This is a genomic window from Pseudomonas fuscovaginae SE-1 (assembly GCF_000364705.1).
Lineage (GTDB): Bacteria > Pseudomonadota > Gammaproteobacteria > Pseudomonadales > Pseudomonadaceae > Aquipseudomonas > Aquipseudomonas fuscovaginae_A.
Window position 1 is genome coordinate 14,398 of sequence record NZ_AQOH01000078.1, and the last position, 23,603, is coordinate 38,000.

General features: G+C 64.3%; 16 protein-coding genes and 1 pseudogene. 2 read left to right on the forward strand and 15 right to left on the reverse strand.

Translation table 11 applies throughout. The annotated features are described in order from the left end of the window. The first annotated feature begins 28 nt into the window (after positions 1 to 28). On the forward strand, positions 29 to 1,945 hold the full coding sequence (locus tag K675_RS34355) for a methyl-accepting chemotaxis protein (RefSeq protein ID WP_017903203.1): 1,917 nt from the start codon (positions 29 to 31) through the stop codon (positions 1,943 to 1,945). Positions 1,946 to 1,956: 11 nt separating this feature from the next. On the opposite strand, the gene K675_RS0109080 is transcribed toward K675_RS34355, so the two are convergent. The 5 genes and pseudogenes from K675_RS0109080 to pip form a co-directional block, all read right to left on the reverse strand. Next, positions 1,957 to 2,754 (reverse strand): transporter substrate-binding domain-containing protein, encoded by a 798-nt coding sequence (locus tag K675_RS0109080; RefSeq protein ID WP_017903204.1) that lies wholly within the window; start codon positions 2,752 to 2,754, stop codon positions 1,957 to 1,959. A 214-nt stretch (positions 2,755 to 2,968) separates the two neighbouring features. After that, positions 2,969 to 5,539 (reverse strand): glucans biosynthesis glucosyltransferase MdoH, encoded by a 2,571-nt coding sequence (mdoH, locus tag K675_RS0109085; RefSeq protein ID WP_017903205.1) that lies wholly within the window; start codon positions 5,537 to 5,539, stop codon positions 2,969 to 2,971. Continuing rightward, positions 5,532 to 7,355: a glucan biosynthesis protein G gene (locus tag K675_RS0109090; protein ID WP_026145050.1), complete on the reverse strand. Its 1,824-nt coding sequence runs from the start codon at positions 7,353 to 7,355 to the stop codon at positions 5,532 to 5,534. The genes mdoH and K675_RS0109090 overlap by 8 nt, the downstream gene beginning before the upstream one ends. Positions 7,356 to 7,621: 266 nt before the next feature. Then, positions 7,622 to 8,058: pseudogene (gene dtd / locus K675_RS30525) on the reverse strand (D-aminoacyl-tRNA deacylase). Continuing rightward, the gene (gene pip, locus K675_RS0109100; RefSeq protein ID WP_017903207.1) at positions 8,055 to 9,026 is read right to left on the reverse strand and encodes a prolyl aminopeptidase; all 972 of its coding nucleotides are present in this window, start codon (positions 9,024 to 9,026) and stop codon (positions 8,055 to 8,057) included. The pseudogene dtd and the gene pip overlap by 4 nt, the downstream one beginning before the upstream one ends. Positions 9,027 to 9,288: 262 nt before the next feature. Between pip and K675_RS0109105 the strand changes: the two genes are divergently transcribed. Then, positions 9,289 to 10,209 (forward strand): hypothetical protein, encoded by a 921-nt coding sequence (locus tag K675_RS0109105; protein ID WP_017903208.1) that lies wholly within the window; start codon positions 9,289 to 9,291, stop codon positions 10,207 to 10,209. A gap of 68 nt (positions 10,210 to 10,277) precedes the next feature. Here the strand turns inward: K675_RS0109105 and hutG are convergent, their stop codons facing one another. The 10 genes from hutG to hutU form a co-directional block, all read right to left on the reverse strand. Beyond that, entirely contained in the window at positions 10,278 to 11,081 is an 804-nt protein-coding gene (gene hutG / locus K675_RS0109110) for an N-formylglutamate deformylase (protein ID WP_017903209.1), read from the reverse strand. A 10-nt stretch (positions 11,082 to 11,091) separates the two neighbouring features. Beyond that, positions 11,092 to 12,297 (reverse strand): imidazolonepropionase, encoded by a 1,206-nt coding sequence (gene hutI / locus K675_RS0109115; RefSeq protein ID WP_026145051.1) that lies wholly within the window; start codon positions 12,295 to 12,297, stop codon positions 11,092 to 11,094. A 16-nt stretch (positions 12,298 to 12,313) separates the two neighbouring features. Next, positions 12,314 to 13,723 (reverse strand): amino acid permease, encoded by a 1,410-nt coding sequence (locus tag K675_RS0109120; RefSeq protein ID WP_026145052.1) that lies wholly within the window; start codon positions 13,721 to 13,723, stop codon positions 12,314 to 12,316. Between the two features lie 335 nt (positions 13,724 to 14,058). Further along, positions 14,059 to 15,597 (reverse strand): histidine ammonia-lyase, encoded by a 1,539-nt coding sequence (gene hutH / locus K675_RS0109125; protein WP_017903212.1) that lies wholly within the window; start codon positions 15,595 to 15,597, stop codon positions 14,059 to 14,061. Between the two features lie 112 nt (positions 15,598 to 15,709). Beyond that, positions 15,710 to 17,233, reverse strand: a complete 1,524-nt coding sequence (locus tag K675_RS0109130) for an HAL/PAL/TAL family ammonia-lyase (RefSeq protein WP_017903213.1) — start codon at positions 17,231 to 17,233, stop codon at positions 15,710 to 15,712. Between the two features lie 176 nt (positions 17,234 to 17,409). Continuing rightward, entirely contained in the window at positions 17,410 to 18,240 is an 831-nt protein-coding gene (locus K675_RS30530) for a quaternary amine ABC transporter ATP-binding protein (protein ID WP_017903214.1), read from the reverse strand. Next, on the reverse strand, positions 18,237 to 19,088 hold the full coding sequence (locus K675_RS0109140; RefSeq protein WP_017903215.1) for an ABC transporter permease: 852 nt from the start codon (positions 19,086 to 19,088) through the stop codon (positions 18,237 to 18,239). Before K675_RS0109140 ends, K675_RS30530 begins: the two co-directional genes overlap by 4 nt. Before the next feature lie 71 nt (positions 19,089 to 19,159). Then, entirely contained in the window at positions 19,160 to 20,128 is a 969-nt protein-coding gene (locus K675_RS0109145; protein WP_017903216.1) for an ABC transporter substrate-binding protein, read from the reverse strand. Positions 20,129 to 20,231: 103 nt separating this feature from the next. Next, positions 20,232 to 21,704, reverse strand: coding sequence for a purine-cytosine permease family protein (locus K675_RS0109150; RefSeq protein ID WP_017903217.1), 1,473 nt, complete (start codon positions 21,702 to 21,704; stop codon positions 20,232 to 20,234). 188 nt (positions 21,705 to 21,892) lie between these two features. Then, positions 21,893 to 23,593: a urocanate hydratase gene (hutU, locus tag K675_RS0109155; protein ID WP_017903218.1), complete on the reverse strand. Its 1,701-nt coding sequence runs from the start codon at positions 23,591 to 23,593 to the stop codon at positions 21,893 to 21,895. Between the last annotated feature and the right edge of the window lie 10 nt (positions 23,594 to 23,603).

Sequence of the window (23,603 nt, forward strand, 5' to 3'; positions counted from 1 at the left end):
CGTACGAGCGCCGTCAGGAGTCCGCCCCATGTACCGTTGGCTAACCCAGAGTCTGGGCAATGTGAGCATCAACCAGAAACTCGGTATCGGCTTCGGCCTGGTACTGCTCTTGACCATGCTCATCACCTTCACCGGCTGGAGCGGCCTGGGTTCGGTGATCAACCGTGGCGACAAGTTGGGCTATATCTCCAACCTGAACATGCTGACCAAGGACCTGCGTATCGCCCGCCTGGACTACGAGATGCGCAAGGGCGAGCAGGGCCCGAGCACCGTCAATGGCCTGCTGGAAAAGCTGGAGAGCGGCCTGCAGACGGCCCGCCAGCAATTGCAGACTCCGGAAAGCATCTCGCTGATCGACCAGCAACTGGCCTCCATTACCCAATACAAACGCGCATTCGCCGACATGAACCAGGCGACGCAGAACCGCGAGGCCGCCCGTAGCAAACTCGGCGCCAGTGCCGACAATGCCGTCGCCAAGGTTTCGGAAGTGGAAAAATCGATGCTGCAGGGCGACAGCGTCATCCAGTTCAACAGTGTGATAGAACTCAGCAAACTGATCCAGCAGGCCCGTTTCCAGGTCCGGGGCTACACCTACAGCGGTCGTAGCGATGCCGAGCAGCCGGCCCTGGATGCCATCGACAACGCCCTGAAAAATCTCGAAAGCCTGCCGGCCAAACTACCCAGTGAGCACCTGGCCAACCTGCAGCAGGCCAGCGACTCCCTCAAGGCCTACCGGGCTGCCGTCAGCGCTTTTCGCGACTCGCAGATCGCCAGTGCCCAGTCACTGAAGAACATGCAGGAACAGGGCAATCAACTGCTCGAACTGAGCAACAAGCTGACCGAACTGCAGACCGCCAAACGTGACAGCGACGTGACCCAGGCCAAGAGCCTGCTCGGCATCTCCGCCGCCCTGGCCTTACTGTTCGGCATCATCGCAGCCTGGGCCATCACCCGGCAGATCGTCACCCCGCTGCAGCAGACCCTCAAGGTGGTCGAGCGCGTGGCCTCCGGCGACCTCAGTGAAGACCTGCAAGTCAGCCGCCGCGACGAACTCGGCCAACTACAGAAGGCCATGCAGGGCATGACCCTCAACCTGCGCAAGCTGATTGGCGGTATCGGCGACGGGGTCACCCAGATCGCCAGTGCCGCCGAGCAACTGTCGGCCGTGACCGAACAGACCAGCGCCGGCGTCAACAGCCAGAAGGCCGAGACCGACCAGGTCGCCACCGCCATGCACGAGATGACCGCCACCGTCCAAGAGGTGGCACGTAACGCCGAAGAGGCTTCTGAGGCCGCGGTCGCCGCCGACCAGCAGGCCCGCGAAGGCGACAAGGTGGTCGGCGAAGCCATTGCCCAGATCGAACGCCTGGCCGCCGAAGTCAGCCACTCCACCGAAGCCATGAGCCACCTCAAGGCCGAAAGCGACAAGATCGGCAGCGTGCTCGATGTGATCAAGTCGGTGGCCCAGCAAACCAACCTGCTGGCCCTCAACGCCGCCATCGAGGCGGCCCGCGCCGGCGAGGCCGGGCGTGGCTTCGCCGTGGTCGCCGATGAAGTGCGTAGTCTGGCCCAACGGACCCAGAAATCCACCGAGGAGATCGAGGAACTGATCGTTGGCCTGCAGGGTGGCACGGAGCAGGTGGCGACCATCATGGACAACAGCCGCAACCTGACCGACAGCAGCGTCGAACTGACCCGCCGTGCCGGTGGCGCGCTGGAGAGCATCACCCGTACCGTGTCGGCGATCCAGACCATGAACCAGCAGATCGCCGCCGCCGCCGAGCAACAGAGCGCCGTGGCCGAGGAGATCAACCGCAGCGTGCTGAACGTGCGCGATGTGTCCGAACAGACCGCCTCGGCTAGCGAAGAAACCGCCGCCTCCAGCGTCGAACTGGCGCGTCTGGGCAATCACCTGCAGGTACTGGTCAGCCGCTTCCGTGTCTGACCGACCCACGTTCAGTCGAGGTCAGCCAGCCAGGCCGTGTCCTTGAACCACTTGTCATGGATGCGATCGTAGGTGCCGTCCTCGGCGATCTGGTTCAGGAAGTGGTTGATCCAGTTCAGGCTGTCGTGGTCGCCCTTCTTCAGACCAAACGCCAGGCGTTCGTAGGTGAAGGGCTGGTCCAGGCATAGGAGCTTGCCTGCGCCCAGCCTGTTCACTGCCACCAGGTTGTACGGTGCATCGTGGATGAAGGCATCGGCCTTGCCGTCCAGCACATCGCGCACGCCCTCCTCCTCGGTGGCATAGCTGACCAGTTGGGCATTACCGATCAGCTTCTTCGCGACGGTCTCACCGGTGGTGCCAGCCTTGACCCGGATGCGGTAGGCGGCATCGTTCAGGTCCTCGAAACTCTCGATCTTGCCGCCCAGGGCCTGCGGGATCAGCATGGTCTGCCCGACCACGATGAACGGATCGCTGAAATTCAGCCGCAGATTGCGCTCCGGGGTCAGGGTCATGCCGCTGGCGATCAGGTCGGTCTTGCCTGCCAGCAGGTCGGGGATCAGTTGCGGGTAGCTGCTGGGCAACACTTCCAGGCGCACACCAAGGGCGTTGCTCATTTCATGCAGCAGATCGATCTCGAAACCCACCACCCGTCCCTGCCGGTCGGTCATCTGGAACGGCATGTAGGTCGGGTTGGTGCCCACCTTGAGGCTGCCCCGCCTGACCGCTTCGTCGATGGCGCCCGCCTGGAGTCCGCAGGCCTGCAGGAATACGCCAACGCCCAGCAGTATCGCCAGGTACCTTCTCGTCATGAAAACTCCTTGATCCATTTCCCGATGGGTCGCCCCGTCCGGGCCACGCGGAACGGGCGCAAGCCGGCGGGCACGATTTCGGGGCGCGATCCTAACGCACCCGAACAGGCCGTCGAGCGGATGTTTTGTTACCAAATGACAATAGGGTACAGGCGGGAGAGAAACGTCTTGCAAGAGGTCGCATCCCCCTGGAGCGCGCTCCAGGGGGACGGAATCAGGCGGGTTGACCGACCGCCACAGCAGGTTGCAGCGGCAGCAGCGGCGCATGCGGATCGGCCTTGACCGACGCACGCCAGGCATTGAGCCACTCGCCATGGGCTTCGTTCCAGACCTGTGCATGCAGGCGCCCCAGGGCTACCGGGTCGCTGAGCAATTGCAGGCGGGCGTTGTTGTCGAGGCCCGCCGGGCCGACTTTCAACGCATGCCGGACACGTTCGTTGCGCAGCCACTCGATCGGCTCGGCCTGCCGATGACGGGAAGTCGCCAGGGCACAGGCCAGAGCGTTCTGCCGCGGGTCGACCACCGCCCGGACGAAGCCGTCGTTCAGCGCGTGCCAACGATTCTCGTGGGTGTATTCGTCGGTCGCCAGCAGCGCCTGGGGCGGGTTGTATTCCTCGGGGATGAGGAACAACTGCTCATCCTTGGAACGCAGGCCCAGGTTGACCCGGCTGGAGATCACCGAAACCGGGATCGACAGCATCAGCGAACCGACGATCGGCACCAGCCACCACAGGAAGCTCGGGTTCAGCCAGATCACCAGCAGGGCCCAGAGGGCACCGAGCAGGGTCTGCGGACCATGACGGCGTACCGCCTCGCTCCAGGGCGTGGAGTCGTCGTCACGCTGCGGCGAATTCCAGGTCGCGGCCCAGCCGAGGAACGCGGCCAGGACGAAGCGGGTGTGGAAAATCATCCGCACCGGTGCCAGCAGCATGGAGAACAACATCTCCAGCAGCATCGACACGGTCACCTTGAACTTGCCGCCGAACTCTTTCGCGCCCTTGGCCCAGATCAGGATGACGCTCAGCAGCTTGGGCAGGAACAGCAACACGATGGTGGTGGAGAACAGCGCCACCGCCTTGTCCGGGTGCCATTGCGGCCACAGCGGATAGAGCTGGCGCGGCTCCAGGAAGTACTGCGGCTCCATCAGCGTGTTGACCGCCAGCAGCGCCGTCGACAGCACCAGGAAGAAGAACCACAACGGTGCCGACAGGTAGGACATCACGCCGGTGAGGAACACCGCGCGGTGCACCGGGTGCATGCCCTTGACCAGGAACAGGCGGAAGTTCATCAGGTTGCCGTGACACCAACGGCGGTCACGCTTGAGCTCGTCCAGCAGGTTCGGCGGCAGTTCCTCGTAGCTGCCCGGCAGGTCGTAGGCGATCCACACGCCCCAGCCGGCACGGCGCATCAACGCGGCTTCGACGAAGTCGTGGGACAGGATCGCACCGGCGAACGCGCCCTTGCCGGGCAACGGCGCCAGGGCACAGTGCTCGATGAACGGCTTCATGCGGATGATCGCGTTGTGGCCCCAGTAGTGGGACTCGCCCAGCTGCCAGAAGTGCAGGCCGGCGGTGAACAGCGGACCATAGACGCGGGTCGCGAACTGCTGCATGCGTGCATACAGGGTGTCCATGCCCGACGCCCGTGGCGCGGTCTGGATGATCCCGGCGTCCGGCGTGGCTTCCATCAGGCGCACCAGGCTGGTCAGGCATTCGCCGCTCATGACGCTGTCGGCGTCGAGCACCACCATGTACTTGTAGTCACCACCCCAGCGACGGCAGAAGTCGTCGAGGTTGCCGCTCTTGCGCTTCACCCGCCGACGGCGACGGCGGTAGAAGATCTTGCCGAAGCCCGAGGCCTCGCGGCAGACATCCAGCCAGGCCTGCTGCTCGGCCACGCAGATATCGGTGTCGTTGCTGTCGCTGAGGACGAAGAAATCGAAGCGATCCAGATCCCCGGTAGCCGCGACCGACTCGAAGGTCGCCCGCAGACCGGCGAACACCCGCGCGACGTCCTCGTTGCAGATCGGCATGACGATCGCGGTACGGGCATCCGCCGGGATCGGCTCGCTGCCGGCGCTGGCACCGGAGATACGGTACTTGTCATGCCCGGTGAGCAGTTCGAGGAACCCCATGAGGGCGGTCCAGAAACCGGCCGAGACCCAGCAGAACAGTATCCCGAACATCACCAGGATGGTGGTCTGCAGGACATAGGGCAGTACCTGCCGGGCAGTCTGCAGGATCGGCTGGTGCAGGACCTCGTTGAGGTCGACCAGCGACCAACCCTGGTAAGGCATGATGCCTTTCATGTACCAGCCGGCGACGATGGTCTGCCCGAGCATCAGAATCAGCAGGATATAGCGTCGGATCGAGCCTACAGTCCGCCAGCGGGCATGAGGCAGCTCGCGCCGGTCGTCCTTGGGCGCCGGCGGATTGCTGCGCCCGGTCAGGCGCCGCCAGGCACGAACCAGGATATTGGTCCGCCAGGGCTCGGGAACGACGCGGGTGCGCCGGATCGGCGGGGTGGCCTTGAGGCACACCCGGCCGCTGGCGTCGACCGAGAGCATCTCGGCGTCTTCCAGGTCGGCGGCGCTGTCGAGGGTCAGGCGACGCCCCACCGAGGCTTGCGCAGCCTCGGCGGAGTCGGTGGACGGTTGCGCACCGAGACGTTCGTGCAACTCGGCGAACGACTTGCAGTTCGCCAACTCGGCGCGCTGCTCGGTACTAAGCGGCAGGTGCGCCAGGTACTCGGAGAGAGCCTCTGGCTGGGCGATAGAATTACTCATCGGCAGGCAACTGGTAGCTCCAGGTCTCGGTCAGTACTTGTTCGGTCCTGGCCGGTTCCGGGGTGGTTGTGGCAGCCTCGGCAGCCGGCGCGGGGGCGTCGTGCTCTTTCTTGTCCTTGGCCTTGTCTTTCTCCTGGGCCTTGGCCGCGTCTTTATCCTGAGACTTGGCGGCGTCCTTCTCCTGAGCCTTGGCCGCGTCCCTCTCATGCTTCTCCTGGGACTTGGCGGCAACCTTGTCGGCCTTGACCACCTGAGAGGAAGCCTTCACCGGCTCGGCGACAGCGATCTCCTTGACCAGCGCGGCGCGCAGTTCGGTGGACTTGCCCGGGTCCTTGATCTTCAGGCGCAGGGTCAGGCGCCAGCCCTGGGTTTCCGGGTTGTAGCGCAGGCTGTTCTCGACCAGTTCGGCGTTGTCGCCGACGCTGACCTGGCTGCGCACCGGCGCATCTTCAGGCAGGGCCTTGAGGGACGGGCCCTCGAAGTCGATCAGGTAGGCCACGCTGCCATCCGGCTGGCGGATCAGGTTCGACTGCTTGACGTCGCCGGTGGACTTCAGGGTCTGCTTGACCCAGGCGCTGTCCGGCGAATGCAGGGCGGCTTCGTCCTGGGTCCAGTGCAGGCGGTAGGCGAAGTTCATCGCTTCACCCGGCTGGGCGAGCTTTTCCGGGTTCCAGAAAGCCACGATGTTGTCGTTGGTTTCGTCGGCGGTCGGGATCTCCACCAGGTCGACGGTGCCCTTGCCCCAGTCGCCCTTCGGCTCGATCCAGGCGCTTGGACGCTTGTCGTAACGGTCGTCGAGGTCCTCGTAGTGGCTGAAGTCGCGACCGCGCTGCAGCAGGCCGAAACCACGCGGGTTCTCCACGGAGAAGTTGCTCACCGCCAGGTGTTTCGGATTGTTCAGCGGACGCCATAGCCACTCGCCGTTGCCGGCGTGGATCGACAGGCCCGCGGAGTCATGCAGCTCACGACGATAGTTGAGGACTTTCGACGGCTGGTTGGCACCGAACAGGAACATGCTGGTCAGCGGGGCCACGCCCAGCTTGCCGACCTTGTCACGCAGGAACATCTGCGCCTTGACGTCGACGATGGTGTCGGCGCCCGGGCGCAGGGTCAGGCGGTAGGCACCGGTGGCCCGTGGCGAGTCAAGCAAGGCGAAGATCACCAGGTGCTTGTCGGTCGGCTTGGGCTGCTGGATCCAGAACTCGGTGAAGCGCGGGAATTCCTCGCCGGACGGCAGGGCGGTGTCGATCGCCATGCCACGGGCGGACAAGCCATAGGTCTGGCCCTTGCCCACGACGCGGAAGTAACTCGCGCCGAGCATGGTCATGATCTCGTCCTGCTTGTCGGCCTTGTTGATCGGATAAAGCACACGAAAGCCGGCATATCCCAGCTGTTCGGTGGTTTTCGGATCGAACTTCAGGTCGCCGAAGTCGAAACGGCTCGGATCGTACTTGATTTCCGTGACGTCGTTGGCGGTGATTTCGTTGATTTTCACCGGCGTGTCGAAGTGCATGCCCTGGTGATAGAACGACAGCTTGAACGGCGTCTTCTGGTCAGCCCATTCGGCCTTGTCGGTCAGGAAGCGGATTTTCTGGTAGTCCGCGAACTTCATCTCACGGAATTCGTTCGGCAGATTACTGCGCGGAGCCTCGTACTTCTGCCCGGCCAGGGTCTTCGCCTTGGCCGCCACATCGTCCAGATTGAATGCAAAGATTTGCCCGGCACTGAGCAGGCAAAGCAGTGCGGAGCCCGTCACCAGTGCTTTTCTCAACCCTTTGGCAGTCAATTTTGGTGCATTACAGGGACTAACAATCACGAGCAACCCTCGCCGAAAACAGATCAAAAAACCAACGGCTAGCTATCTATGCGCCAGGTTGGCGAGCATTGTTCCGACTCCCCCCGGGCGAAATGATTCCCCAAACGGTATCGGACAAGTCTCTACCTAATTCAAAATGGACCAACGAACGCTGATCCCCGTAGCGCGCGATTATCTAGTAGGCGGCGTTACAACGCATCAGGCGAAACAAAGTATTTATCGACAAAACGCCCTGTTTTCAGCCCGATACACGGTTTTTTTCAATTTCAGGTCTGTAACAGGAAGGTTACCGGGCCATCATTGACCAGATGAACCTTCATGTCCGCCCCGAAACGTCCCGTCGCCACCTGACCATGCAACCGCTGCGCCTGTGCCACCACGTAGTCGAAAAGCTCTTCGGCCAGCGCCGGAGGCGCCGCCGTGGAGAAGCTCGGGCGCAGCCCGCTACGGGTATCGGCAGCCAGGGTGAACTGCGACACCAGCAGCAAACCGCCGCCGGTGTCCGCCAGGGGCAGGTTCATCTTGCCCTGGGGTCGCTGAACACCCGATAGTTAAGCAGCTTATGCAGAAGTTTGTCGGCGCTGGCCCGGGTATCCCCGGGCTCGACCGCCAGCAGCACCAGCAAACCCTGGTCGATGGCTCCGACCACCTGCCCCGCCACTTCGACCCGCGCGCCACTGACGCGCTGCAACAGGCCCCTCATGCTTCTTCGGGCGGCAGGTCGAGCAGGCGTCGCGCCATCTGGTTCGCGGCGCGCACCAGCGCATCGGTGATGCCCGGCTCCGAGGCGGCATGACCGGCATCGCGAATCACCTGCAGTTCACTGTTGGGCCAGGCCTGGTGCAGCGCCCAGGCGTTGTCCAGCGGGCAGATGGCATCGTAGCGGCCATGCACGATCACACCGGGCAGATGGGCGATCCGGTCCATGTCGCGAATCAGTTGATCGGGCTCCAGGAACGAATTGTGGGTGAAGTAATGGCATTCGATCCGGGCAATGGACAGGGCCCGCTGCGGCTCGGAGAAGCGATCGACCATCAGCGGGTTCGGCCGCAGGGTCGCGGTACGCCCTTCCCACAGCGACCAGGCCTTGGCCGCGTGCATCTGGGCGATCTGGTCGTTACCGGTCAGGCGCTTGTGGAAGGCACCGAGCAAGTCCTCGCGCTCCTCCGCCGGGATCGGCGCCACGTAATCCTGCCAGTAGTCGGGGAACAGGCGGCTGGCGCCGCTCTGGTAGAGCCATTCGACATCCTGGGGGCGGGCCAGGAAGATCCCGCGCAGAATCAGCCCATGAACCCGCTCGGGGTGGGTTTGCGCATAGGCCAGCGCCAGGGTCGAACCCCAGGAACCGCCGAACAGCACCCATTTGTCGATACCCAGGTGCTCGCGAATCCGCTCCAGGTCGGCCACCAGGTCCCAGGTGGTGTTGTTTTCCAGGCTGGCGTGGGGCGTCGATCGACCACAGCCACGCTGATCGAAGGTCACGATCCGGTAGAGGGTGGGATCGAAGTAGCAGCGGCTCTGGGCATCACAGCCGGCCCCCGGGCCGCCGTGAATGAAAACCACTGGCAAGCCCTCGGGCGAGCCGCTTTCGTCGACGTACAGCACATGCGGCTCATCCACGGCCAGATCGTGCCGGGCGTAGGGTTTGATCTGCGGGTACAAAGTCTGCATCACGCGCTCCGTAAGGGTCGGGGTCATCCTTGCTGGCCTGTGTGGCCATTAGGTGGACATCTTTGATTCTGCCGTCCGGCATCATAAACCCGAATCACGCAAACGGCATGTCCTTGTCAAATGCGCGGTTGTTTGCTGGCAACTAGCCGTTTGGTCAGTGTTCAAGTCGGCTCGATGAGCGATTCAATAAGGAGCGTCAAACCGAGCGGCAGGAGCCGCTTTCCGTGGCTGCCCATAGCCAGCAAAGACAGGGAGTTCCCCCATGAACCAGCACCGTTTGCCCGATCTGCTCGCCTATCCGGAAAAAGCCGTTATCGTCGCCGACAGCGAAATGTTTGTCCGGGGCCTACGTGAACTGGGCCTGGAAGCCAGTCTCCTGAGCAGCCTGGAACGGCTGCCGGCCCAGAGCCTGGCATTTTCCTTCTCCCCCCAGGGCGCCCGGCAACTCTATCAGCGAGCGGCGCGCACCGCGCACAAGCAGACCCTGCTGTGCCCGCTGCATGCCTTCGATACCGGCCTGGAAAACGCACTCTATAGCCTGATGCTGTTGCTGCGCTGCGACTTCGTCGATTGTCTCAGGCGTCAGCAACACTACCTGGCGCTGCTCAGCGGCCTGCACCGCCTGCACCTGACCAGCGCCAACAGCCGGGCCGAGGTCTGGCTCGATGGCAACTGCGCCCCCTACGCCCTGACACGCAACGAGATCGGCGACAGCTTCGTGCTCTCGGTCACCGAACTGTTCGAAGTGCATTACGCCCACATGCGGCCCGACTGCCCGGATATTTTCCAGGTCAGCGGCATCCTGCATGTCAGTGGTCTGCTGCTGTCGCGAAGCAGCCGGGCTCGACCGTTACCCGACACGCTGGTGGACGACATGCGGCGGTTGGCCGAGCGGGTCGCCCACCAGGATGCCTGGTTGCGCATCGAACACAACCAGGTGCTCTCATTCAAGGTCGCAGGGGAGGAATATCTCGAGTTGCTGGGCCAGGCCGCCGGGCACCGCGGGCTGTATCTGAGCGAGTTCGCCATCGGTGTGAACGACGCCATCGGGCCAAACATCAGCTACCTGCGCAACTCACCGATAAACGAAGGCATCCGGGGCGTGCATGTCGCACTGGGCGATGGGCTCAACGGGTACCACATCGACTTTCTCAGCCCCGGCATCGAAGTGCTCCCCGGCTAGGCCTCCCCGCGCAAACAACACGGTCATGAGCAAGGCTGGGCGCCCACTCCCCGACTGGCACCTCCATTTCAGCGCCCGTAGCGCTCGCGTCCCCAGGCCAGCAAGCCCTCCAGCAGCTCCCTGAGCACCACCTGGGTCGGCTCGGCCAGATCGCTGCGGTAGTTGAACGGTTCGAACTCCTCCATGTAGTTGCGCTGGCCCAGTTCCAGTTGCACGGCATGGATATGCTCGGCCGGGTTGCCGTAGTGGCGCGTGATGTGCCCGCCCTTGAAGCGCCCGTTCAGCACGTGGCTGTAGGCCGGGTGTCCGGCGCAGATGCCCTCCAGCCGCGCTGCCAGTTGCGCATCGCAACTGGCGCCATTGAAGGTGCCGAGGTTGAAGTCTGGCAACTGGCCTTCGAACAGGTGCGGGATCACCGAACGGATCGAGTGCGCGTCGAACAGCAGCGCATAGCCGAACTCGGCCTTGAGCCGCGCCAGTTCCTCCTGCAGGGTCCGGTGGTACGGCGTCCAGACCTGCTTCAGATAACCCGCCCGCTCCTGCGCGGATGGCGCGCGACCGTCCTGGAACAGCGGCACGCCATCGAACAGCGTCGCCGGGAAGAGCCCGGTAGTGGCACCGACATAGAGCGGCTTGTCATCCGACGGACGATTGAGGTCGATGACGAAACGCGAGTACTCGGCCGCCAGGGTGCTGGCGCCCAGTTCCTCGGCGAAGTCATAGAGCCTGGGAATATGCCAATCGGTGTCCGGCAGGCCAAGGGCTTCGGGAACCAGCCCGTCACGGACCGCCGGTGTCAGTTTCAGCCCGGCGTGGGGCATGCTGATCAGCAGCGGCACGCGGCCTTTCTTGAAGTTCAGGACGTTATCCACCACCACTCTCCTAAATCAGTACTTCGATGCCGTGGCGTACCACGCGTTTGTCCAGGTCGCCGCCCAGCCAGTAGGCCAGGTCCGCCGGCCGATCGATCTGCCAGGCGACGAAGTCGGCCACCTTGCCGACCTCCAGGGATCCATGGGTGTCGCCCATGCCCAGCGCGGTGGCAGCGTGCAGGGTGACTCCGGCCAGGGCCTCTTCCGGGGTCATGCGGAACAGCGTGCAGGCCATGTTCAGCATCAGGCGCAGGGACAGGCCCGGCGAAGTCCCGGGGTTGAGGTCGGTGGCGATGGCGATCTTCACCCCGTGCCGGCGCAGGGCATCCATCGGCGGCAGCTGGGTTTCACGCAGGAAATAGAAGGCACCGGGCAACAACACCGCCACCGTGCCCGCCGCCGCCATGGCGATGGCGTCTTCCTCGGTCATGAACTCCAGGTGATCGGCCGACAGCGCCTGGTAGCGTGCCGCCAGGCTCGAACCGTGCAGCGAGGACAACTGCTCGGCATGCAGTTTCACCGGCAGGCCCAGGCGCTGCGCGACCCTGAACAGCCGCTCGACCTGCTCCGGGGAAAAAGCCAGGTATTCACAGAACGCATCGACCGCATCCACCAGACCCTCGGCCGCCAGGGCCGGGAGCATCTCGTTGCAGATGTGTTCGATGTAGTCATCGGCACGGTCCTTGTATTCGGGTGGCAACGCATGAGCCGCCAGGCAGGTGGCGCGTACGCTGACCGGCAGTTCCTCACCAAGGCGACGGGCCACCCTGAGCATCTTGCGTTCGTTTTCCAGGTCCAGGCCGTAGCCGGACTTGATCTCGACGCTGGTCACGCCATCGCGCAACAGGCAGCTCAGGCGCTGCCGGGCGCTGGCGAACAGTTGCTCCTCGCTGGCCGCGCGGGTCGCCCGCACGGTGCTGGCGATACCGCCGCCGGCAGCGGCGATCTCGGCATAGCTGACACCCTGCAGGCGCTGTTCGAACTCGCCACTGCGGTTGCCGCCGAACACCGTGTGGGTGTGGCAGTCGACCAGCCCCGGCGTTACCCAGGCCCCGCCCAGGTCATGGACCTGTGGATAATCCGCGGCCGGCAGTTCGGCGCGCGGGCCGATCCAGTCGATCTTCGACGCCACGGTCACGATGGCGGCATCCTCGATGATCGAATAGGTGCCTTGCGCCATGCTTGCAACGTGACAGTTCTGCCAGAGCGTTTTCATCCGGGACCTCCGTGGGCTATCGGTGAGACAGGGAAGGATCTTGTGCGACTCGTGCCGCCTGGGCGGCCGCCGGCTTGACCCAGACCAGGTACGCCAGCACCAGCAGGCCGATCCACACCGCACCGACGATCAGCGCCGGCCGGCTGTCCGGGAACCAGCCCAGCACGCCGAAGATGAAGACCATGAAGGTGATGGCGGCGATCGGCGCATACGGCCAGAACGGCACGGGGAACTTGAGCTGGGCCGCCTCTTCGCGGCTCATCGAGCGGCGCATGGCGACCTGGGTGATCAGGATCATGATCCACACCCAGACGGTGGCGAAGGTGGCGATCGAGGCGATCAGCAGGAACACGTTTTCCGGGATCAGGTAGTTCAGCAGCACGCCGAGGAGCAAAGCCGCCCCCATCACCACCACGGTCATCCACGGCACGCCGGCGCGGGACAGCGTGGCAAAGGCCTTGGGCGCCTGGCCTTGCTGGGCCAGGCCGTACATCATGCGGCCGGCGCCGAAGATATCGCTGTTGATCGCCGACACCGCCGCCGAGATCACCACGATATTGAGAATGGTCGCCGCCGAGCCGATCCCCAGGTTCTGGAAGATCTGCACGAACGGGCTGCCCTGGCTGCCGATCTGCGGCCAGGGGTAGATGCACATCAGCACCAGCAGGGTCAGCACATAGAACAGCAGGATGCGTACCGGCACCGCGTTGATCGCCTTGGGAATGACCCGCTGCGGGTCACGCGCCTCGCCTGCGGTGACGCCGATGATCTCGATGCCGCCGAAGGCGAACATCACCACGGCAAAGGAGGCGATGATGCCGGCCACGCCATTGGGCATGAAGCCGCCATGGGTCCAGAGGTTGCCGAAACCGACCTCGGCAGACGGCGTGGCGGTACTGATGCCGAAGAACATGATGCCGAAGCCGCCGAGGATCATCGCGACGATCGCGCCGACCTTGAGCAGCGACAGCCAGAATTCCATCTCGCCGAAGACCTTCACCGCGCACAGGTTCAGCGCGCCGATGAAGAACACGATGCCCAGGACCCAGATCCAGCGATCGACCTCCGGGAACCAGAAGCCCATGTAGATGCCGAACGCGGTGACGTCGGCCAGACCGACGATGACCATCTCGAAGGCATAGGTCCAGCCGAGGATGAAGCCCGACATCGGGCCGACGTAAGTACTGGCGTACTGGCCGAAGGAACCGGACACCGGGTTGTGCACCGCCATCTCGCCGAGGGCGCGCATCACCATGAACACGGCGGCGCCACCGATCAGGTAGGCCAGCAGCACGGCCGGGCCGGCCATCTGGATCGCCGAGGCGGAGCCGTAGAACAGGCCCGTGCCGATGGCGGAGCCCAGGGCCATGAAGCGAATGTGTCGGGCGGAAAGCCCGCGTTTCAAACCTTTTACTGGCTGTTGCATTACTCGTCCTTAATTATTCTTATCGGTACAGGTCGACAAGAATCAGACTTGGGGCGAAGGTCTTGCGGCCACCCGGCCGCAAAAAGGGGTCGCAGAGTACCCAACCCGACCCGCTCAGGCAAAAAGCATCTGCCCGGTGGCTATCCTGGCACATGCCTGTGTGGCGAGTGGGCTTGCCCACGCTCGGCTGCGCAGCAGCCGTAAATCAGCACTCGCGTTACCACCTGGGTAACGCGGCGCCTGACTTCAGGGCCGCTTCGCGCCCCAGCGCGGGCGAGCCCGCTCGCCACAGAAGGTCTTGCCGCCGAATAAATCAGTCTGTTCCTGTGTAACGCTTACAGGCTCGGCAGCAACTTCGCCGGAACCAGCGCGGTCAGGCAGCGCGACGCCAACAGCTCGGTGGCGGCCTCGATGTCCGGCGCGAAGAAACGGTCCTTGTCGTAGTAGGCGACCTTTTCGCGCAAGGTCGCGCGAGCGCTTTCCAGGGTCGGCGAGGTCTTCAGGCCATTGCGCAGGTCCAGGCCCTGGCAGGCGGCCAGCCACTCGACGGCGAGAATCCCACGGGTGTTCTCGGCCATTTCCCACAGACGCTTGCCGGCAGCCGGCGCCATCGACACGTGGTCCTCCTGGTTCGCCGAAGTCGGCAGGCTGTCGACGCTGTGCGGATGCGCCAGGGCCTTGTTGTCGCTGGCCAGCGCCGCCGCCGTCACCTGGGCGATCATGAAACCGGAGTTGACGCCACCGTTGGCCACCAGGAACGGCGGCAGTTGCGACATGTGCTTGTCCATCATCAGCGAGATGCGCCGCTCGCTCAGCGAACCGATCTCGGCAATCGCCAGGGCCATGTTGTCGGCGGCCATGGCCACCGGCTCGGCGTGGAAGTTGCCACCGGAGATCACATCACCCTGGGCGGCGAACACCAGCGGGTTGTCGGACACGGCGTTGGCCTCGACCACCAGCACTTCGGCCGCCTGGCGGAATTGGGTCAGGCAGGCGCCCATGACCTGCGGCTGGCAGCGCAGGGAGTAAGGGTCCTGGACCTTCTCGCAGTTCTGGTGCGAATCGGACACCTCGCTACGCTCACCGAGCAGGTGACGATAGCTCGCGGCGGCGTCGATCTGGCCGCGTTGGCCACGGGCTTCGTGGATACGCGCGTCGAACGGCGAACGCGAACCCAGCACCGCCTCGACGGTCAGGCCACCGGCGACCAGCGCCCCGGCGAACAGGTCCTCGCCCTCGAACAGGCCACGCAGGGCGAACGCGGTGGACACCTGGGTGCCGTTGAGCAACGCCAGGCCTTCCTTCGCCGCCAGGGTCAGCGGTTGCAGGCCGGCCTGCTTCAGCGCGGCCGGGGCGTCCAGCCACTGGCCCTGGTAGCGGGCCTTGCCTTCGCCGAGCAGCACCAGCGACATGTGCGCCAGTGGCGCCAGGTCACCGGAAGCGCCAACGGAGCCCTTGAGCGGAATGTGCGGGTAGACCTCGGCATTGACCAGGGCGATCAGCGCGTCGATCACCTGCCGGCGGATGCCGGAGAAACCGCGGCTCAGGCTGTTGACCTTGAGCACCATGATCAGCCGGACCAGCTCGTCGCTGATCGGCTCGCCGACCCCGGCGGCATGGGACAGCACCAGCGAACGCTGGAGGTTTTCCAGGTCGGCGCTGGCGATGCGGGTCGAGGCCAGCAGGCCGAAACCGGTATTGATACCGTAGGCGGTACGGTTCTCGGCGAGGATCTGCTCGACGCAGGCGACGCTGGCGTCGATCTGCGCGTCAGCGCTGGCGTCCAGGCTCAGTTGCACCGGCTGTTGGTACACGGTACGCAGTTGCGCCAGGGTCAACTGGCCGGGAATAAGGTTCAACGCAGTCACATTCATGCTCCTTTTGAGAGTGTTATCAACTGCCAGTCGCTCCGGAAGCTTCCGTTATCCGTCGCTATCCGCTTCTTGAGCGGATGGCGCCTTGGCACGCTGGCTATCTTTGTTTGCATCAGTTCAGGTTCGGCAATCTTTCGGGCAAGAGCCACGGGTCGCGCAGCAGCGCCGCCACGGTGGCGATGTCCGGTGCCAGCCAGCGGTCCTGCTCATAGGCCGGCACGTGCTCGCGCAGGAGTTTCCAGGCAATGTCGGTGCCGGTACCGAAGCGCTGCGCCTTGAGGAATTCGAAGGCCTGGGCCGCCAGCAGGTACTCGATGGCGAGGATCTGCGTGCAATTCTCCAGGACCTGGTGCAACTTCAACGCGGCGTTGGTGCCCAGGCTCAGGTGATCTTCCTGCAGACCCGAGGTCACGTAGTTGTCGAGCACCGCCGGCTGTGCCAACTGGCGGTTCTGCGCGCACAGGGACGCGGCGACGTACTGCACGATCATCATTCCCGAGTTGACACCCGGCTGGCTGACCAGGAACGCCGGCAGGCCACTGACATGCGGGTTGATCAGGCGGTCGAGGCGGCGTTCGGCGATCGAGCCGATCTCCGCCATGGCGATCGCCAGCAGATCCGCTGCCAGTGCCACCGACTGGCCGTGGGGGTTGGCCTGGGACATCACCCGGAAATTGTCCGGGGTGCCGAGCAGCAGCGGGTTGTCGGTGCAGCCGTTGAGTTCGATCTCGACCTGCCGGGTGGCATGGGTCAGTTGGTCGCGGGCCGCGCCATGCACCTGCGGGATCGAGCGGATGCTCAGGGCATCCTGGGTGCGGATGCCCTTGCTCGCGGCGATCACTTCGCTGCCGTCGAGCAGGCCACGCAGGTTCGCGCCGACCTGTTGCATGCCCGGATGCGGCTTGAGCGCGATGATCTCGGCATCGAACGCGGCGATCTGCCCGCGCAGGGCCTCGAAACTCATCGCCGCGGTGACGTCGGCCCATTGCACCAGGCGGTGCGCGTCGGCCAGGGCCAGGCAGCTCAGGCCGGTCATGCACGGCGTGCCGTTGACCAGGCACAATCCGTCCTTGGCACCCAGCACCACCGGCTGCAGGCCTTCCTCGGCCAGGGCCTGCGCGGCAGGCACGATACGCCCACGATAGCTGACCTGGCCGACCCCGAGCAGGGCCACACCGACGTGGGCCATGTGGGTCAGGTAGCCGACCGAGCCTTGGGATGGCACCTGCGGGGTGATGCCGCGGTTGAGCAGCGCCAGCAGCGCCTCGACCACCTGGCGATGCAGGCCGGACTTGCCCTGGCTGTAGTTGATGACCGCCGCGCAGATGATCGCCCGGGTCTGTTCGTCGGCCAGCGCCGGGCCGACGCCGCAGGCGTGGCTGAGCAGGGTATTGCGCGACAGCTGGCTCAATTGCTCGCCGGACAGCGATACATTGGACAGCGCGCCCAGGCCAGTATTGATGCCATAGGCGCGCTCGCCGCTGACGACGATGCGCTGGACGATCGCCTGGGCGTTGTCGACCCGCGCCCAGGTCTGCGGCGCCAGCTCCAGCAGCGCACCGTGACGGGCGACCGCGACCACATCCTGCCAGCGCAACGGCGCATCGGCGATAACGACTCTTTCAGCCTGGGACATTTGAAGCCTCACACAAATCCTGGTGGTTAACGCTGGTGGCGAGGGGGCTTGCCCCCGTTCGAGCGCGAAGCGGTCGCAAATATTTCAGCCCGACGACAGGCTCTGGGGCTGCGACGCAGCCCAGCGGGGGCAAGCCCCCTCGCCACAACGGCGGCACGCCAGCCACAAGGCTCGTCTCATACGGTCGCCGCCCGCCGCTGAACGAAGCGGTCCACATACTCGTCCGCCGGCGAATGCAGAATCTCCCGCGGCGTACCCACCTGAATCAGCCGGCCATCCTTGAGAATCGCAATGCGGTTGCCGATACGCACCGCCTCGTCGAGGTCATGGGTGATGAACACGATGGTCTTGTGCAGGGTCTTCTGCAGCTCGAGCAACTGGTCCTGCATCTCGGCGCGGATCAGCGGGTCGAGGGCACTGAAGGCCTCGTCCATCAGGATGATGTCGGTGTCCGCCGCCAGGGCCCGGGCCAGGCCGACGCGCTGGCGCATGCCGCCCGACAGCTGGTGCGGGTACTTGTTCTCGTAGCCCTTGAGGCCCACGGTGTTGATCCAGTGCCGCGCACGCTCTGCGCAAAGTTGCTTGCTCTCGCCACGCACCTTGAGGCCATAGGCGACGTTGTCCAGCACGGTCTTGTGGGGCAGCAGGCCGAAGCTCTGGAACACCATGCTGATCTTGTGCCGACGGAATTCGCGCAGGGCATCCATGTCGTGCTGCAGGATGTCCACGCCATCGACCAGGATCGCCCCGCTGGTGGGATCGATCAGGCGGTTGAAGTGGCGCACCAGGGTCGACTTGCCGGAACCCGACAGGCCCATGATCACGAAGATCTCGCCGGTGCCGATGCTCAGCGACAAGTCATTGACCCCGACCACGCAACCGGTCTCGGCCAGTACCTGGTCCTTGGTCTTGCCCTGGCGGATCAGGTTCAGCGCGTCACTGGAGCGCGAACCGAAGATCTTGAAGACGTTCCTGACTTCGATCTTGCTGACGATGGAATCAGTCATTTGCTCACCTCATGGCGCGGACGACCATAGGCCTGGGTAATGCGGTCGATGACCACGGCGAGAATCACGATGGCCAGGCCCGCTTCGAGGCCACGCCCGACGTTGAGGGTCTGGATGCCCACCAGCACGTCTTCGCCCAGGCCACGGGCACCGATCATCGAGGCGATCACCACCATCGACAGGGCCATCATGGTGGTCTGGTTGATCCCGGCCATGATGCTCGGCAGGGCCAGCGGCAGTTGCACGCCGAACAGTTGCTGCCAGCGGTTGGCACCGAAGGCGTTGATCGCTTCCATCACCTCGCCATCCACCTGGCGGATGCCCAGGTCGGTCAGGCGGATCAGCGGCGGCGCGGCGTAGATCACCGTGGCGAAGATCGCCGGAACCTTGCCCAGGCCGAACAGCATCAGCACCGGGATCAGGTACACGAAGCTGGGCATGGTCTGCATGATGTCCAGCAGCGGCATCAGCACCGAACGCAGGCGGTCGCTGCGCGCCGACAGGATGCCCAGCGGGATCCCGATCAGCACCGAGATCAGCGTCGCCACCAGCATCAGCGCCAGGGTCTGCATCAGCTTGTCCCACAGGCCGACCGCCCCCACCAGGAACAGCAGGCCGACGATCACCGCCGTGCTGACCAGCTTGCGGGTGGCATGCCAGGCGATACCGCCGACGATGGCCAGCATCAGCCACCACGGCACCATGCGCAGCAGGCTCTCCAGGTTGACGATGGCCCACAGCAGGGTATCGGAGATGTGGCGGAACACATCACCGTAGTTGGTCACCAGCGAATCGACCCAACCATTGACCCAGTCGGCGATGGAAAACGTGAAATTCTCGGGAAACATTGGAAACTCTCGATCAAGTGGGTGTAGCGAACTTCCCGGCCAGCCTCTCGGTTGACCGGGAGGTAGACGACCTACAGAGCCGCGTTGATTTTCTTGGCAGCGTCAGCGCTGACCCAGGCCTGCCAGACCTCAGGGTGTTCCTTGAGGAAGATTTTCGCCAGCTTCGGCGACTCGATCCGCTCCTTGCTCATGCGCCCCAGGTTCTGGTTGAGCAGGTCGATCGGCAGGTTGGCCTTCTCCAGCACGGCCACCAGCTCGGGCGCTTCGTCATGGAACGTCCTGGACAGGCCGACCTTGATGCTCACACTCTTGTCGACACCCGGCTTCTCGTCCAGCTTGATCAGGTCGACCTGGCCCATCAGCGGCGTCGGCGACCAGTAGTAGAACAGGATCGGCTCGCCACGCTTGTAGCTCGACAGCACCGCGGCATCCAGAGCCGGCCCGGTCCCTGGACGGAAGTTGGTGTAGGAATTTTCCAGGCCGTAGCTCTTGAGCATCTCGCTGTTGTCCAGCTCGCAGGTCCAGCCGGCCGGGCAGTTGTAGAAACGGCCCTTGCCCGGTTCTTCCGGATCCTTGAACACCGAGGCGTACTGCGCCAGGTCGGCGATGTTCTTCAGGTTCGGTGCCTTGGCCTCGAGCTTGCGCTTGGCGTCGCCCTCGACCACATAACGCGGCACATACCAGCCTTCGATGGCCCCGACCACCGGCGCACCGACGCCGACGACCTTGCCGGCCTTCTCGGCCTTGTTCCAGACCTCGCTGCGGCCAACCCACTCCTCGGCGAAGACCTGGATATCGTTGGTGCTCAGGGCGTTCTCCATGGTGATGGAGTTGCCCGGCAGGCTGTCGGTCTTGCAGTCGTAGCCTTTTTCCAGGACGAACTGCAGGACGTCGGTCAGCAACATGCCGCTTTCCCAATTGAGGCCCGCGAACTTCACCGGCTTGCCGGACTCGCACCAGCCGGCGGCCTGGCTGGCGCCAGCTGCGGTCAACAGGCCGAGAGACAACGCCGTGGTCAGCAGGGTCTTTTTCATTTTCATTATGTGACGCTCCTAATCATGAATGGGTTAACGGCAGTCAAGAGGCATCCGGCCCGGGTTGGCCCGCGAGGGGCCCTGTCCACGTGTTGTTCAGGCTCGGGAGTCAGGCCACCGACGACGGCTGGACCCGACCATTGGCCTTGGGTGCTGCGACCTCGCCCTGCTCTGGCGGCAGGATCAAACGATCAGGAACGGCGCCGTGCCACTTCTTCGCGGCGAAGTAGTACAGCGCTGCCGGAACCACCAGGCCGATGATCCAGGAGATATCGGTATCGCCCAGAGTCGCCACCAGGGGACCGGTGTAGAAATGCGTGGAGATGAACGGCATCTGGATCAGCACGCCGAACACATAGATGCCGATGCCCATGATGTTCCAGCGCCCGTAGCGGCCGTTGGGATCGGACAGCGCGGGAATGTCGTAGCGCTCCTTGGTGATGCAGTAGAAGTCCACCAGGTTGATCGCGCTCCAGGGCGTGAAGAACGCCAGCAGGAACAGGATGAAGGCGGAGAACTCCTTGAGGAACGAATCCTTGCCGAGCAGCGCCAGGGCCGCCGCGAGGCTGACCATGATGAAGATGTACAGCAGGCGCACGCCGCTGCCGATGTGCCGGTTGCCACGGAAACCGCTGATGATGGTGGCGATCGACATGAAGCTGCCGTAGGCATTGAGCGTGGTCACGGTGACCTTGCCGAAGGCGACGGCGAAGTACAGCGCCGCGGCGATCACGCCGGTGCCACCGAGGCTGACGATGAACGAGACCTCGTGATGGGCGAACTGCGAACCGGCCAGGGCCGCGGCGAACACGCCGAAGACCATCGACGCCTGGGAGCCGATCACCGATCCCAGGCCCACGGCCCAGAAGGTTTTCGACGCCGACGTGCTGCGCGGCAGGTAGCGCGAGTAGTCCGCCACATAAGGACCGAACGCGATCTGCCAGGACGCCGACAGCGACACCGCCAGCAGGAAACTCGCCAGGGAGAAATGCTTGTTGGCCAGCAACGCGGCAATATCGTTGCCCGCCAGCAGTTTGTAGAACAGGTAGATGAAGGCGATCACCCCCAGCACGCTGGCGACGCGGCCGATACCGTGGATCACCCGGTAGCCGAAGATGGTGAAGACCAGGATCGAGGCGGCGAACAGCACGATGCCGACCCAGTCCTCGACGTGCAGCAGTTGCGCCACCGCCTGCCCGGCCAGCAGCGAACCGCTGGCCGAGAAGCCGATGTACATCAGGCACACCAGCACCAGCGGAATCACCGCCCCGTAGACACCGAACTGCACGCGGCTGGAGATCATCTGCGGCAGGCCGAGCTGCGGCCCCTGGGCGGCATGCAGCGCCATCACCCCGCCGCCGAGCAGTTGCCCGAGCAGCAGACCGACCAGCGACCAGTACACGTCGCCACCGAGCACCACCGCCAGCGCACCGGTGACAATCGCGGTGATCTGCAGGTTGGCGCCCAACCACAGGGTGAACTGACTGAGTAGACGACCGTGTCTTTCCGCTTCCGGGATGTAGTCGATCGAACGCCTTTCGATCAACGGTTTGGTGCTTGCACGATCATTCGAAACAGCCATTTATCGTTCAACCTCTGATGGATTGTCTTTCGGTGTTCAGGCATCACTTGCGAAACACACCCCTGTGGGAGCCGGCTTGCTGGCGATGGCGTCGTGTCAGGCAACGCCTCGGCGGACCGATCCACCGCCATCGCCAGCAAGCCGGCTCCCACAGGGGACGCATTCCATTCAGCGTCCCCCGCGATACCTTATTTTCCGGTAATCATCGGCAGGTTCAGGCCCTGCTCCTTCGCGCAGTCGATAGCGATCTGATAGCCGGCATCGGCATGACGCATGACCCCGGTCGCCGGGTCGTTGTGCAGTACACGGGCGATCCGCGCGGCCGCCTCGTCGGTACCGTCGCAGACGATGACCATGCCCGAGTGCTGGGAGAAGCCCATGCCGACGCCGCCGCCGTGGTGCAGCGAAACCCAGGTCGCGCCGCTGGCGGTGTTGAGCAGGGCGTTGAGCAGCGGCCAGTCGGAGACGGCATCGGAACCGTCCTGCATCGACTCGGTTTCACGGTTGGGGCTTGCCACCGAGCCGGAGTCCAGGTGGTCGCGACCGATCACGATCGGCGCCGACAGCTCGCCGCTGCGGACCATTTCGTTGAATGCCAGGCCGAGCTTGGCGCGCAGGCCCAGGCCAACCCAGCAGATACGCGCCGGCAGGCCCTGGAAGCTGATGCGCTCGCGCGCCATGTCCAGCCAGTTGTGCAGGTGGGCGTCGTCCGGGATCAGTTCCTTGACCTTGGCGTCGGTCTTGTAGATGTCCTGCGGATCGCCCGACAGCGCCGCCCAGCGGAACGGGCCGATGCCACGGCAGAACAGCGGACGGATGTAGGCCGGTACGAAGCCGGGGAAGTCGAAGGCGTTCTCGACGCCCTCTTCCTGGGCCATCTGGCGGATGTTGTTGCCGTAGTCGAAGGTCGGGATGCCTTGTTTCTGGAACGCCAGCATCGCCTTGACGTGCACCGCCATCGACTGCTTGGCGGCCTTCACCACGGCGGCCGGTTCGGTCTGCGCGCGGGCGCGGTACTCTTCCCAGGTCCAGCCGGCCGGCAGGTAGCCGTTGAGCGGGTCGTGGGCGCTGGTCTGGTCGGTGACCATGTCCGGGCGCACGCCGCGACGAACCAGTTCCGGGAGGATTTCGGCGGCGTTGCCACACAGGGCGATGGAGATCGCCTTGCCTTCGGCGGTGTACTTGGCGATACGGGCCAGGGCGTCATCCAGGTCCTTGGCCTGCTCGTCGACGTAGCGGGTCTTGAGACGGAAGTCGATGCTGGTCTGCTGGCACTCGATGTTCAGCGAACAGGCTCCGGCCAGGGTCGCGGCCAGCGGCTGGGCGCCACCCATGCCACCGAGGCCGGCGGTCAGGACCCAGCGGCCCTTGAGGTTGTTGTCGTAGTGCTGGCGGCCGGCTTCGACGAAGGTTTCATAGGTGCCCTGGACGATGCCCTGACTGCCGATGTAGATCCAGCTGCCGGCGGTCATCTGGCCGTACATGGCCAGGCCCTTGGCATCCAGTTCGTTGAAGTGTTCCCAGGTGGCCCAGTGCGGCACCAGGTTGGAGTTGGCGATCAGCACGCGCGGGGCGTTGCTGTGGGTCTTGAACACGCCGACCGGCTTGCCGGACTGGACCAGCAGGGTTTCGTCGTCATTCAGGTGGGTCAGGCTTTCGACGATCTTGTCGTAGCACTCCCAGTTGCGCGCGGCGCGACCGATACCACCGTACACCACCAGTTCCTTGGGGTTCTCGGCCACCTGCGGGTCGAGGTTGTTCATCAGCATCCGCAGCGGCGCTTCGGTCAGCCAGCTCTTGGCGGTCAGCTTGTTGCCACGGGCGGCACGGATTTCGACGTCACGGCGCTTGGTGAAGGTGGCGGTAGGTTTCTGGGTATTCTCAGTCACGAAAAAACTC